This is a genomic window from Pseudomonas sp. GW821-FHT10B02 (assembly GCF_059415665.1).
This window is the reverse complement of record NZ_JBWKNR010000016.1, coordinates 20062-33186: the sequence shown is the minus strand read 5'-3', so window position 1 is coordinate 33186 and position 13125 is coordinate 20062. Positions and strand designations below refer to the sequence as shown.

Below are 13125 nucleotides of genomic sequence, written 5' to 3'. Positions count from 1 at the left end.
CTGCCGCTGCCGCGATGGCAATTCGCCTTCTAAGCGGCTACAGTCGAGTTTTCGACAGACCTCCAGGGAAGATCAATGCACCAAGCTATCAAGCAGCTATCCGTCAACATGCTGCACAATTATATCGATATAAACTTAAGCTTTACCGAAGGCTTAAATGTAATATACGGTAAAAACGGAAAAGGCAAAACCACCGTACTTCATATCATTGCCAACATTCTAGAACTTGACTTCCAAAGATTTAGACACATTAAGTTCAGCTCAATTAGAGCCGTCAGCTTCAATGATAGCGTACTGCAACTGAACAGACAGTTTGACGGCAGGATTCTTGCGTTCTTCAATGACAGACGGCTCGGGTTTGGTGAAGATTCATTTCACCCCGTCCTCTCACCAGAGGAGCAACAGGAAGTTAGAAGCGCGTTTGGCGGACGGCCGGTGTACCTTCCCGCGTACCGATCTATCTTGGAAAAAGTTAAGGCAGTTGGAAATCCGTACGAAAGAGACCGGTCAGTAGAGTACGACAGGATTAAACGCAAAGAGATAAGCGAGTTTTCAAAAGATAAGGGAGGCCCCATTCGCCACCGCCAAGAACAACGTGCAGGCATGGTGGCATTTAAAACCTTGCAGTGCCGTGATTGGTTTGGGCCATTTGTACCCACTATCAGATACCCCGGCTTAAACGAAGTAATTGAGATTATCGGAGAAGAGTTCAACGAAGCACAGATGGGTGCCACTCAAGCTCAAAGCCAGATGCTTAACTCAATCTTTGTGGGAGTACTAAATTCCATCACCGCCAAGGATGAGACGCCAAGTGACTTTGAAGTCGAACCCTTACTTGCGAGAGTGCGAAACGCTTTCGATGACAGTCAAAATCAATTTCGCTCCAACATTGCAACAAACAAACTTGTAGATACTGTTCGGCAAGCTAAATTTGCCGGCGCGCAGGACAACAACGCGACGAAGCGTGTACTTAAGCTTTACGCAGACATGCTAGAACGGCTCAAGGATGACAACAACCGAATCTTCAAAAAAATAAGAAGCTTTGAGTCCGCAGTCAATGAATTCTTCGATGATAAAAGCTTAGAAATCTCCTCCAACTTCGCAGCTAAGCATCATAGATGGGGGGAATATGCGTTTGTCAAAGAAAACGACAACGAGTACCCTCTAACTACCCTTTCCTCTGGCGAAAGGCAAATTTTGACGATGTTGTTTACCGCCAGCCGAATGAGCACAGATTCTACTGGCATTTTTTTGATCGATGAACCAGAGCTCTCACTTCATATTGATTGGCAACGGATAATTTTAAGTCAGCTCATACAGCAAGCAGCTGACCGACAGATCATTGCTTGTACACACTCCCCAGAAGTGGGGGCCGACCATCCTGATGCCATTCTGTTTTTCTCTCCGGTAATCAACACTCAGAACTCTTCCACTGAGGACGATGAGTCATACTTGGATGACCGTGAATGAGCAGCTACTCAAGCATTTCCTCCTACCTTCTAGCAGTCCAACTGCGTACCAAAAAGACGCTGCTCGTCGAGGGTGCAACTGATAAAAAAGTTCTATCCCATTTCATTCTCAAAAAAAACTTCACCCAGAACGCGTCATCAGACTACTGCATCGACGACGCTTCCCTGGTGAACGACAAGACACTTGGCCCGATTGGGGCTAAGCAAAAAATCTTGAATATAGCAGCAAAATTAAATGTCGAAAAATTCAGATGCCTTGTAGATCGTGAATGGGACGGCTTAGACCCCAACAGTTTCAAATACACCCAAACAGGACACCTCGACAATACCTACATCACAAAGGGTCATTCCATTGAAAACTATTGGTTCACTTCCGACTCTTTTATTCAGTTCATAATTCATACGCACCCCACACTGGTTTCTGAGCATTATCTACAAGATATCTCACGAAATTACACGGCAATTCTTCAGTTCTCAGCTGCGTACTCGCTTGCGTGCCGCGACTTCGCAATCCTAAATAGAGCTGATGAAATGATCAGCTATGAAAACCTTGACTGGAAAAATGGCCAATTCGAAGCGAAACCATGTATTAACACAAAAATTAATGAAAGAGGGCTACCCTGTGATCTGTCGGAAAAAGTAAGCGAGTACCTGGTTTTCACTAGCCGGTTAGATGAGGCAACATTGCAGTGGATGTGCCATGGCCATCTTGGAGAACAGGCCATACGAGCATGCTTGGGGCAATTAGCACTTCAGGCGGGCTATGAACATTCGACGATAAAATCGATCACTCATGGATTCAAGATAGAGAAATTAAAGCTAGATGCAGACCACGTGACTACTCTACCCGAGGAAAGATGCTCTCCATTCCCGGCAGTTCTTGACTGGATCAGAGGTAATATTTAATAGCATACTCCGATTATGCTGGAGTATTAACGCAGAAAAGCCCGAAGCCCTACGCCTGTAAGGGCTTCGGGCTTTTTTGTGATTGACGCTAAGCATCAGTGATTGGCGCTTAGTGGCATGGTTTGGCGTATAACTTGCCCCATTTTTGCCCCACACCTCCTAGCGCCTGACTTCGCGCACGTAGGCCTGACAGGCCTGGAGCGCGATCAGCCCCCGGTCGCCTTCGTCGGTGATGGCGACAATTCGTTGAGCATGCGCTCGGTCAAGTTCGGCGCGTACGACTCCATGTACCAGGCCTCCGGTGTCGGTGACTTCTCGCACCCCACCGTCACAACCCTGGGCGGTAACGGATCCGGCGTCGAGAATGACTGACAGCCGCAGGTCAGTAGTAGCAAGCCTGTCACGCAGGCGAGCCTGAGTTTGTTGAGCATTGTTCATCTCCGTCCAATGTACTTGGGCCTGCTCCTGCAGACGGTTTTCCAGGCCGCGGCGAGCAACTTGCTGCACCGCCATCTGATCAAGCGCCGCCGCAGCTGCTGCCTCTCGCTCAAGGGCATGCTCCTGATCTTTCAACGCTAACTGCTGGCCATACTCCGCCACTTGGTCGGAGAGCTGCTTGCCGTAAGCATTGGCCTGCCACGACCAGGCACCCCAGGCACCGGCGAATGCCCCGAGCAACAACGCAAAGGCCACCATCCGCCAGCCCGGAGCTCTCACTGCAACACCTCAAGTGCTCGCGCGTAGAGAACCTCGCGATCTTTCAGGCCGTTGATACCGCCGTTGATTCGTTTTGTGATCTCGAGGAAGTCGCCCTTGTCGGCCCAGGTGTTGAGCCCCCTGCTCTGCCAAAACCAGCCCGCCGACATCGAGGCGTACACCGGCTGCTCGAGCAGCTCAGGGGTGACAAGCAATCGGCTATCGCCGAACAAGGCTTCGCTGCAGGCCTCATAGTTGTCATGCCCGGTCACCTGAATCAGACCGCGACCGCGATACTTCTGCCCGTCGCCGTCAGCTTCAGGGGTGTTACCCAAGCGCTGGGCAAGCTTGCCGGTGTCGTACTTGGCCAAATAGGCATCGCCGCCCAGTTCGCGGACGTAACGGAACTGGCCTGATTCGTGGCCGATCTGGGCGATGAAGGCCGCCATACGCAGACGGGTGATGATGGCGTACTTGCCCATGCTGGCATTTAGAGCAGGAACAAAAACGCCGGCTTGGCGGCCGGCGTTGGGAAGGATCTGCTGCAGCTGTTTTTCGGTGATAGGCATTACGAGATGTCCTTGAACAGGTTGATTTCAAATGTCATACCGGCCCATTGCCGGGAGAGATCGCCGGTGTAGTCCTCAGCCCAGTCTTTGGGCTCGCCCTTGAAGCCCAACTGGATCACCACGGCGCGGGTTTTCGACCATTGCCACACGCCGTAGAAGCCGTAATAACGGCGCCCGGTGGTCTTGTGGGTGGCCAGCAGCAGCCGGCAACCGCCTTGCCCTGGGCGATCTTCGACGTTTTCGTCACCCCAGTAGCGGTAATCGCATTCCGTTATCCTTGATTTCTGATGCGGCCTTTGGGCGGATATCGCGGAACTGGAACTACGTGACCCGAGTCGCCAAGAGACTGTCGCTTTCCTCCAAGGCTATCGATCTGGCCAGTGCCCGGGCATCATCCCAGCGATTGCGCAACATCGATGCTGATATGTATGCGCTTGCCTCGTTCACTGACAATCAAATAGCTCGAGCTATGTTGGTGGTTCCGCGCGGCCATCTGCTTGATCAGCGCACCCAGGCTGCTGTCTGTCGAAGATCGACTTCATCAAGCGCAAGCCCTGCGGCTTTTCCTTTGCCTTCAGCTCGGCCCATTTCAGGCGAACCAGGTCCAAATCTGTTCCGGGTGAAATCTCTTTGCCCGTGGCATCGCAGTAGTACCCGACCCGGATCTTCCCGCTTCTGCGTTTGCGCTTCCGGCGGTAGACGTTTAGCGGTGGGGGGCAGTTTTCTTTGCTCCATGGTCGCATCTCAGTCCATTCGGAAAAAACTGGTGTCCAGGTTGGTTCGGGTAGCGGGGGGTGTCATAGCATGACCTCACGAGTCACGCCCTGTCTCATGCGGGCGTACTATCGGCCAACCCAGGGGTCGACCGTCGTGGCTTTCGACGAAGTGGCATTGGCACGCTTCAGGCCCGCGGCGCTGGTAGCCCTTGGCCTTGCAATCTGGCAGCTCGGTCAGTTCTTTCTCCGAGTGGAATTCGGTTTCCATGAGGAAGACTGCACGCCGTGCATGGCGGCTATGTTTAGAATGGGTAAATTCATGGGAGAGGTGAGCTATGGATAAGGCATTTCGAAATATCTTTTTTGTTGTCGGCCTTGTGCTTTCAGTAGTCGGGGCGGGAGTTGCCATGAATTTTCTTTTGCGATCAAAAAGCATTGATGTTCAGGTGATCATCCTTTTTATCGTCGGTGTCGTTTTGACCATTTCAGGCTGGAAGCAGTGTCAGAGGAAGTAATCAGCCCTGGCCTCTTGCATGGCGGCAGAGGTGGGTTGGTGTTCTGTTTGCCGAAAGTCAGGGCGCAGGCAATCGAGTTGCACAGCTCCTGCTTGTAGGCGTTGTCGCCGTCGACGCTGAGGCGGCGTCGGGCCACCTCGTCTTTATCCAGACCCTGATCCTCGATGAGGATGTCCCGTTCTGGCTCGCCGGGGTGTAAGTCACTAAGGCCAGTTTGGCGCCTGACAGGCAAGCCCGCTGAGCTTGACCAGCGCATCGTTCGCTGCTTCGTGGAATCCCTGAACGGCTGACATAGACATTCCTTGCCCGCCTACGGGCAGGCTCATAAGGCTAAATGGGGAATCAACAAGGAGGATTGATATGGGTAAGGAAACCGAAGAACCGCCCGGCAACTTTACCGGCACGGAAGATGAGCCAAGTTCCATCTTGCAAAATGGCTACTACGCGGCATCAGCTTGACGTTGATAGGCGTTGATGTGAAGCACCCGGCCGCTGCGCCGGGTTTTTATTCGCTTAACTCTTGGGCTTTTCCGCCGGATCAGAAAACAATGGGGCCTGCGCCGAAAACCACTCCAGCTCCTCAATCGGAACGTGATGAATCACTTTGTCTGGAATTGTTACTGTTATCCCTTTTCGTACTGGCTCCTCAACTTCCTGGTTGTACGTTGCCACTTTTTCCAGATAGGCGATTGCCGAGCTCGCTTGATACTGGAAGGCTCCCAGGTCGGAGAGCTCAAAGCCATCTTCATGCAGCAGTTTGTTGCGGTTCCGGGCCAGGTACTTGACCGACCCAACTATCTCGGGTGGTAACAAGTAGGCCACAGAGTCACATTTTTCTTGAAGACCTCTACCTTCCGCTCCCAGTAAGGCCAGCAGTGATTCGAGCTTCTTTGTCGCGTTGATGACTATTTCGAGTTGTGAAGTCATACCAGTTATCCGGGGAAAGCAAGCCTTAAGGGTAAAGAGTTCCGTTGCAGATTTTTAGGCAACCGTCTAGTTTGCCGCTGACTTAGTGGTAGGGTCAAATTTCGTCAATGACGATAGCACGGAACCAATGACACCTTGAGCGGGCTTTTTTATTCATAGCTCCCCGAGAGGAAGGAGCCGGAATGGCCCATATGCCTGCGAAAGATTCTGGTCTTTGGGCTGCGGTGTTTGCCTGGTTGGTTGCACACCAGCCACAGCTTTGCACGGGTGGTACGGCTGCTGTCGTTGCCATGTGCCGGGTCATCTACGGTGGCGGTGGTCGCCGCAAGGTCATCCTCGAAGGGACCCTGTGCGGTCGGCGGTTGGGCGGAAATCGAGGGCCTGATCTGGGTTTTGTCGTAGCTCCGAGTGGTGTTTGCATGCCCAATGTCACTCGTCTGCACCACGCTTTTCCGGCCATCAACGACCTGGTGAGGCTGTACAAAGCTATCGATGCTGCCAAGGCTGCGTGCTGCACGGGCATGCCCACACGCAGACCAACGATGATGAACTGAACTGTCCAATACTGTGGATTGATCTGCCCATACCAGCTACTTTGAAGTTTCGCGCAAGGAGTTCGGACATGGCAGATAAATATGTTGGAAAAATAATAGGGGTTGGCACGGATAACGTGAACTACGTTATTAACATCTATCAGGACGAAACCGTCGAGCGCTCGTCAAACGGCATGATTCGACATGAAGGCCTGAAGCATTTCGAAATGCAATTTGGTGGTGACGTGGTAAAGATTTCCGAGACTGAATACGAGATCGTGGCTACGGGTGTGAGGGTCACCGTGCAAGATGGTCAAGGCTAGAAGGCGCGGCCTTTCATGTGAGCACCTGGAGCAAGGGGGCGTATGGTAGGCCGGATGAGCCTCTGAACATCTAGTCTGCAGGCACCTGAGGGACCTGAGTGGTAGGCAGATTGCAATTCGTGCGGGAGGGTGTGCCTCAGCAGTAGGCTGGCGTATGTTGCGGAACTGGAATCTGACTGTTGCAACTGACCAAAGCTTGGCCGCCGGCGGGTCAGTGAATAAATCCACCTAATTCAGATTCAGAGTAGTAAATATAGCTAACTCGAATACTTACCTGTTTCCAGGCGGGCTAGTATTTGTAGGTGGCGCGGTGTGTTGATACTCTGTGTGGCTATAATTAAAAAGGGCTTTTCTCATCCGAAGCTATCCATGATTTTTAATGGGGGTGATCGGAGGTGTCGCATGAAGAGCTCAAGATCGGTCACCAATGGAGTGATAACGTATTTTTCGATAACTCTTTTCCTTGCTGGTTGCGCCCAAAACCCTGATGTCCGTATCGGCCATGATCACATCTCTGGTTCCATCGCGAAGAGCCCGCCAGATTATATGGTGTGCGTTCAGGATGAGCTTCGAGGGAGTTCAAGTACGTACGTGCTAAAGGAGAACAACTCGCTCAAACTATTTGTTGAAAATACCGATCCAGATAAAGCAAGTGGCCTTGTTGAAGTCTACGGTTCCGGAAAGCAGTATCAATATTCCGCCTACCAAAGAGATGCCTGGTATGACCATGGAAGGCTTCTCGATGCTGCGTATGTTTGTTCAAGAACATAAGTTGTGGTTAGAGATAAATTACAAAGGCAACAGGAGGGCATTGTTGAATCCGCTCATGGGAATAACGGGCGCCATCATCTCAGGCGTGCGCCGGCAGTAGCCGAGGAGCCCAGCCCCGCGCTGGGCTTTTTGTATCTGGATCACCTGTGGTTACCACGTTACAGTGCTGGCAAGGGCAGATAACGCCCAATCACGGACAAGGAGGTTGCGAATGCTTGCGAAGTTGTTGGTGACAGTTGGAATCGTCTTTTACGCCGTGGTCGTACCGATCCTTGAGATCAACGACACTCATGTTTTCAACCAGGCTTGGGCGCCGCACGCTCGGCTGCATGAGACTTGGCAATTATTTACGAACACGGCGCTTGGAGCCTTCAGTGTCTGGCTTGTGTGGGGCAAAGATAACCTCAAGCTAGCGAGTCTACTCACTGTATTCGTAACCGGTGGCTTCTTGATGGCTTACTGGCTCCGGGATGGGTACGGTGGTTCGATGGTGCTCTCGGACGGCTCAGAGAAAATGATCCTGGGGGTTAACCTCGGCCTTTTCGCATACACGCTGGCTATCTTGCTGGCGGGTATTGCTGTCGCCGTTGAGTGGCGCAAAGGTAGCTGACTGACCGGAAGCGTTAACTTACGGCTCCGAATCACCTCGATGGTGATGATGATTGTGATGGTTATAGGGCCAGGAGGACGCGGCAATATCGGCCGATAGACTTGAAGGTGGGGCAGCCAGTTCTTCCAGGTGAGTGATAATGTCGTCCGGTTTGAGCACCAGTATGTCGCAGTCGAGTGTGTCCAGAATCATTTCGGCGGTGTTGCCGATCAAGGCGCCGCTGAGTCCGGTACGGGCTACGCTGCCGATCACCGTTAGCGCCGCTTCGAGTTTGTGCGCCAAGTACGGGATGAGCACCTCTGCCGGGCCTTCCTCGATATGCAGGTGTTCGTCGCTGATGTGGAATTCGGCCTGGAACTTCTTGCATTGCTCGCTATAGAAAGCCTGAATGCTCTCTTTGATTTGAAACATCGGGTCGCTCGCTGAGAGCATGGGGTAGGGGTGGGCGCTCATCATGTGTAGAGCGCCGCCGGCCAGTTGCGCGATGTCGTATCCGTGGCTGACGATGCCGGAATGAAGGACCCGATGCTCCACGTCATTATTACCGACATCGACGGCCGCAAGAATGGTGCTACCGGTCCAGGGCCTGGCTGTTTTTACCATGAGCACCGGGCTGGGGCAGTACCGCAGCAGTTTCCAGTCCTCAGGGGTGAGAAGCGGCTTCATCAGTGGCTTATCGGGTAGGTGCTGGGTGATTACAAGTCCGCAGCCTTGCGCTTGTTGAGCGGCGATGATGGTTTTGTGTGAGCTGCCATGCCAGGCCTGTTGAACGCTGATGCTATAACCCTCTTTTTCCATAGAACTCTGCATGTCGTTCAAGTAGGCAGAGTGATGATTGCCTTTGCAACAAACCAGCAGGTGCAAGTGCGACTGAGTAGCACTGGCAATCATCCTGGCTCGGTTCAGGATCTGATCCGTGGACTTATGCGAATCCACCACCACCAAGCTGCTGCGAACTGTGTGCATGATCGTCTTCCTGTGCGTGAGTACAGTTTTATACAGGGGCGCGCGCGGCGCTTGGCCAGTGCACCCGTTGTTCGCCAACCCTTGTTGCACACGCTTACTAATGACCTCATACACACGACAGCAAAAGTCGAATCTCGCCCGCTCAACTCAATTGTTGATAATTGAATTGAGTGGGCATTAGTAATCACGAAACTCATTGCTATTTCAAACGTGCAAAATATATTCTCCAATGCTTATAGCTGGAAGTGCGACTAAGTTCTCGCCCCGAGAGGCGGTGTGTGATCAACTCAATGGCCAAGCATTATGCTCGCTAATGTGCTTGAGGATTGGGCTTTCGGACGGTGAGTTAGTTTGTTTTTAGCTAAGCGAGGTAATGATCAACCAGTGTTTGATCTTATGCGGGTGGCTTCGGAATTTGCAGGCAACTGATCTGCGGTTTTCGAATAGTGCATTTCGTCGGCAGCTCAAGAACTTCATGGGGCGTGGCAGGTCTTAGCTGATACTCAATCCTACCTGTGGAGCCGTACAAAAAATGAAGAAAACCATGGCCGTGCTTGCCTGTGCATTTCTACTGGGAACTACAGCACTGTTGCCGGCCGATATTTCGCCTATCGGCTCAGCGTACGCAAAGGGTAACGGGGGCGGTGGTGGCCACGGTGGTGGAAATGGCGGTGGGCACGGTGGCGGCATGGGTGCAGGAAATGGCGGCCATGGTGGTAAAAGCAACGGTGGCGGTTTTGCAGGCGATCATTCCGGTAAGGCGACGCGAGATCACGGCGTAAGTGGTAACCACTACGGCAGCAATCGCAACGACGATAATGGCCATGGTACCGCCACTTCCGGCATTGCTCATTCCAAGGACACCCGCGGCTTGTCCAAGTCAACCGCAGTATCATCTACCACACCGGGTGATCACAATGCGAAAGGGCTCAGCAACGCGGTCAAGTCGTCCTCGAAAAATGACCGGTGATACGTTTGGCTCTTGACTAGCCATGTCGATCTGAATACTTCATCGAAGCCCAGCCCCGCGCTGGGCTTTTTACATCTGATGCCCCTCAATTCCCGAACCCCATACAGTTCGCCGACTATCTCCAGTAACGCGGGTTGCTCGCAATCCAGGCGTAAAATAGCAGTGCTACCTCATCAGAAGGAGCCGCACATGGATACCGACCAGCTGAATCAACCGTCGCTGGCGCAAGCCGTTTGGGATCAGTACTTCTGCGCAGCGTTAATTGCGGAAAGCAATCTGACTGCACCGGTTGTAGGAGGAGCCACTCACGAAGACAGGCAAAATCTGCTGATTGAACGGGCCAAGGCGCTCGCCGACAAGATGATGGAAAACAGAAAATAACCTCAGCCCAGCCTTCGCGCTGGGCTTTCATACCTGGGGATCAGAGACAATTGCTGATGCTACGGCATTTGCCTGGGAGTGAACTTTTCTAGCCAGTATCATCTACATTGCAGGGAACATTCCCCTTTCGAGAGAACGCAAATGTTCAGACCCAAGTCAGTGATAGCGGTACTTACCAGCCTGGTACTCGTAGCAGGATCTGCTGGTGCGTTGGCCGACCCGGGTGGAAATGGCCAAGGGAACGGCAAGGGTAATTCGCAAAAAGCCCAGGGCCACAGCGGCCAGGGCAAAGAGAAATCATCCTCGGACTGGAGCCATGGGCCGAGCATTGACCGTGGCAGTGTGCTGAGCGTGCTGACGAGTTACCGTGACTATTGGAGCCCAGGGTCGGCATTGCCTCCTGGCATTCAGAAGAACTTAGCCCGAGGGAAGCCACTGCCACCTGGAATCGCGAAGAAGCTCGATGGCAGGCTGCTGGGGCATCTGCCGCGTTACGATGGTTACGAGTGGCAGCAAGCCGGGACGGATCTGATTCTGGTCGCTATTGCGACAGGCATCATTTACGAAGTGCTCAATGGCGCTCTGGACTAGATGCCGGACCGCTTCTATTTACATGCTGGAGAGGACAATTCATTCCACTGGACTGGTCGATGCCACTGAAATGTACGGCTAAAGTGTAGATAGCGTTGGTGTCTGTCTGGACCGCCGACTATCAAGGACGTTGTAATCGTTGCTGTTTACACTTGGCGAGTCTCTTTTATGAATGCAGCGTCATTCTGGTCCAGATACTTTCCTGTTCGAGGCGTTACATCAAGCGATTCCGCTGAGCAGTTCGATCTGTTGCGTTGGTTCTCGGTCATCAGCTTTCTCATCATTGGCGCCGTTGCCATTGGCCTGGGCTCGCTGTCGACGCGTTTTCTGATGAACGAAAGCCTCGAACGCGATGCGCTGTTGTCGGCTCAGTTCATTCAGGCGGTGGCGGTCGGCGAAATCCGCCATCACGACCTCTCGGGCATGCAGATGGGGGCGGTGCTGGCACCGTCGGTGTATGGCATGTTGAACGAGGAAACAGCGCTTAACCGGGGGCGTGCACGTTCCGAGTTTCTCGACCATCTTGCCCACCTTCCGGACATTCTGTTGGCGACCATCTATTCGCCCGACAGGGTGGTTGTCTGGTCAACCAATCCGATCTTGGTGGGGCGCAAGATTGTGGGGGATGCTGCACTGGAGGCCGCTTTTACCTCCAGGGGCCGCGTTTCGGCGAGGTATAAAGAAGTTCAGGATGGGCGGATCGAGCAGCAGTTTATCCACCCTCCACAGGAGTTCTTTATCGAGAACTACATTCCGCTGATTGACGAACAAGGCAATGTTCTGGCGATGGTGGAAATTTATAAAGAACCGGTGGACTTGATCGAGCGGGTCAATCGGGGCTTTCGCTTGATCTGGATGGCCACGGCGCTGGGCGGGCTGGGCATTTACTTCGGACTGTTCTGGATCGTCTGGCGGGCTTCGAAGTTGCTGGCCTCCCAGCAGAATCAACTGGTGGCCAACAAGACCTATGGCGGCCTGGTGGAAATGTCGACCGCAGTCGCGCATAGCATGCGTAATCCGTTGGCAAGCATCCGCACCAGCGCCGAGCTTGCGCAAAGTATGGAGGGGCAACCGGCCGGAAAAAATATTGCCGATATCGTCAGTCAGGTTGACCGCATGTCAATCTGGGTAAGGGATTTGCTGCTGTGTTTGCGACCGTTGCGCGGCGAGTCGGAACAGGTTGACCTGGTCGGCGCGGTTCATTTGGTATTGGGTGCCTTTGAGCAGCAGATAGCCCACTCGAAAGTCCAGGTAGCGTTTGTTTCCGGGCCCACGCCGCTGGTGGTGAGTCACCAACTGTTGCTTGCACAGGTGCTCAACAGCGTGATTGCCAATGCCATTGAAGCAATGCCCGATGGCGGCCGGCTGGCGATCAGCACCAGCCTGTCTGCAGACGGGCAAAAGCTCTATCTCTCGATCAACGACAGCGGTAAAGGCATGACCCGCCAGCAGGAAATGATGGCCTTCAAGTCGTTCTACACCACCAAACTGGGCGGGCTGGGAATCGGTTTGATCATGGTCAAGCAGATCATGGAGCGCTTTGGCGGGGAGGTCAGTCTCAGTAGCCAGGAGCAGGCGGGGACCAGTGTTTGTCTGTGCTTCAAGGTTGCGAGCTGAGACCTTGCGGTTAAACCTTGGTTTCGGCAGAGCAATGCGAGCCCGCACTTGGCGGGCTCGCTTGTAATTGAAGCCAGCGGTTGGCACAGCAGCGCTAGTAACCCGACCCTCCGTAGCCCCCCATGTTGCTGGGCGCTTCCCTGGACTTCTGTTGGGCGCGGCTCCATTCTGCGCAGGTCATGAAACTTGTGTGGTCCACTTTTCCCGCGCCATCGAAGCTGACATGGTAAGGCTGCTTTTTGCCGGCTTGGGTGAGCATATAGTCGAAACAGGTACCGGGCACCACGGTACGCTGGGTTTCTGATAATGGCTTGCCGCCAATATTCTGGACCTGTTCTTTGTCCATGCCTGTCTCGACCTTTGCAACCAGTGGCTGGTCACGATAGACATAGGCGTCAGTAGCGCAGCCACTTGCTGCCGATAGCATGGCGACCAGCGCGAAGATAGCTTTGTTCATGGCAGTGCTCCCGGAAGTGAGCGTCGTAAAGAAACGCCTGGGCACATCAGTTAAAGTAAAGCCGAGTGCCGCAAGGCGCGCCAAATTTGCGGGCGAGAGATTCAAATG

At 53.2% G+C, this 13125-nt stretch carries 17 protein-coding genes; 11 read left to right on the top strand and 6 right to left on the bottom strand.

The features are described 5' to 3' along the window. Positions 1-75 precede the first annotated feature (75 nt). On the top strand, positions 76-1470 hold the full coding sequence (locus AC07OF_RS22265) for an AAA family ATPase (protein WP_495073451.1): 1395 nt from the start codon (positions 76-78) through the stop codon (positions 1468-1470). Further along, positions 1467-2375, top strand: a complete 909-nt coding sequence (locus AC07OF_RS22260; RefSeq protein ID WP_495073450.1) for a hypothetical protein — start codon at positions 1467-1469, stop codon at positions 2373-2375. The genes AC07OF_RS22265 and AC07OF_RS22260 overlap by 4 nt, the downstream gene beginning before the upstream one ends. A 159-nt stretch (positions 2376-2534) precedes the next feature. On the opposite strand, the gene AC07OF_RS22255 is transcribed toward AC07OF_RS22260, so the two are convergent. From AC07OF_RS22255 to AC07OF_RS22245, 3 genes are read right to left on the bottom strand one after another with little or no spacing between them, the layout of a single operon-like run. Beyond that, positions 2535-3071, bottom strand: coding sequence for a lysis protein (locus AC07OF_RS22255; protein ID WP_495073475.1), 537 nt, complete (start codon positions 3069-3071; stop codon positions 2535-2537). 17 nt (positions 3072-3088) lie between these two features. Further along, positions 3089-3640 carry a glycoside hydrolase family 19 protein gene (locus tag AC07OF_RS22250; protein WP_495073449.1) on the bottom strand — a complete coding sequence of 184 codons (552 nt, stop codon included), beginning with the start codon at positions 3638-3640 and terminating at the stop codon, positions 3089-3091. Next, positions 3640-3915, bottom strand: a complete 276-nt coding sequence (locus AC07OF_RS22245; protein ID WP_495073474.1) for a DUF7338 family protein — start codon at positions 3913-3915, stop codon at positions 3640-3642. Before AC07OF_RS22245 ends, AC07OF_RS22250 begins: the two co-directional genes overlap by 1 nt. Before the next feature lie 776 nt (positions 3916-4691). On the opposite strand from AC07OF_RS22245, the gene AC07OF_RS22240 reads away from it, so the two are divergent. Then, positions 4692-4871, top strand: coding sequence for a hypothetical protein (locus AC07OF_RS22240; protein WP_476446692.1), 180 nt, complete (start codon positions 4692-4694; stop codon positions 4869-4871). A gap of 513 nt (positions 4872-5384) precedes the next feature. Here the strand turns inward: AC07OF_RS22240 and AC07OF_RS22235 are convergent. Continuing rightward, positions 5385-5798 (bottom strand): hypothetical protein, encoded by a 414-nt coding sequence (locus AC07OF_RS22235; RefSeq protein ID WP_495073448.1) that lies wholly within the window; start codon positions 5796-5798, stop codon positions 5385-5387. A gap of 182 nt (positions 5799-5980) precedes the next feature. On the opposite strand from AC07OF_RS22235, the gene AC07OF_RS22230 reads away from it, so the two are divergent. From AC07OF_RS22230 to AC07OF_RS22215, 4 genes are all read left to right on the top strand, one after another. After that, positions 5981-6352 (top strand): phage holin family protein, encoded by a 372-nt coding sequence (locus AC07OF_RS22230; protein WP_476446694.1) that lies wholly within the window; start codon positions 5981-5983, stop codon positions 6350-6352. 68 nt (positions 6353-6420) lie between these two features. Continuing rightward, entirely contained in the window at positions 6421-6654 is a 234-nt protein-coding gene (locus AC07OF_RS22225) for a hypothetical protein (RefSeq protein ID WP_476446695.1), read from the top strand. A gap of 402 nt (positions 6655-7056) precedes the next feature. After that, positions 7057-7425: a hypothetical protein gene (locus tag AC07OF_RS22220; protein ID WP_157193199.1), complete on the top strand. Its 369-nt coding sequence runs from the start codon at positions 7057-7059 to the stop codon at positions 7423-7425. Between the two features lie 211 nt (positions 7426-7636). After that, complete coding sequence (locus AC07OF_RS22215; RefSeq protein ID WP_157193198.1) at positions 7637-8035, top strand: hypothetical protein; 399 nt, start codon at positions 7637-7639, stop codon at positions 8033-8035. A gap of 18 nt (positions 8036-8053) precedes the next feature. Here AC07OF_RS22215 and AC07OF_RS22210 read toward each other — a convergent pair whose 3' ends face one another. Then, entirely contained in the window at positions 8054-9001 is a 948-nt protein-coding gene (locus tag AC07OF_RS22210; protein ID WP_476446696.1) for a universal stress protein, read from the bottom strand. A 532-nt stretch (positions 9002-9533) separates the two neighbouring features. On the opposite strand from AC07OF_RS22210, the gene AC07OF_RS22205 reads away from it, so the two are divergent. The 4 genes from AC07OF_RS22205 to AC07OF_RS22190 all read left to right on the top strand — a co-directional run bounded on the left by AC07OF_RS22205 (position 9534) and on the right by AC07OF_RS22190 (position 12560). Continuing rightward, positions 9534-9971, top strand: coding sequence for a hypothetical protein (locus tag AC07OF_RS22205; protein WP_232478193.1), 438 nt, complete (start codon positions 9534-9536; stop codon positions 9969-9971). 189 nt (positions 9972-10160) lie between these two features. Then, positions 10161-10352 (top strand): hypothetical protein, encoded by a 192-nt coding sequence (locus AC07OF_RS22200; RefSeq protein ID WP_157193195.1) that lies wholly within the window; start codon positions 10161-10163, stop codon positions 10350-10352. Between the two features lie 141 nt (positions 10353-10493). Continuing rightward, a complete protein-coding gene (locus AC07OF_RS22195) occupies positions 10494-10943 on the top strand; it encodes an anti-virulence regulator CigR family protein (RefSeq protein WP_495073447.1) in 450 nt (149 codons plus the stop codon). Between the two features lie 168 nt (positions 10944-11111). After that, positions 11112-12560: a sensor histidine kinase gene (locus AC07OF_RS22190; RefSeq protein ID WP_476446698.1), complete on the top strand. Its 1449-nt coding sequence runs from the start codon at positions 11112-11114 to the stop codon at positions 12558-12560. Between the two features lie 94 nt (positions 12561-12654). On the opposite strand, the gene osmE is transcribed toward AC07OF_RS22190, so the two are convergent. Continuing rightward, positions 12655-13017: an osmotically-inducible lipoprotein OsmE gene (osmE, locus tag AC07OF_RS22185; protein WP_157193192.1), complete on the bottom strand. Its 363-nt coding sequence runs from the start codon at positions 13015-13017 to the stop codon at positions 12655-12657. Between the last annotated feature and the right edge of the window lie 108 nt (positions 13018-13125).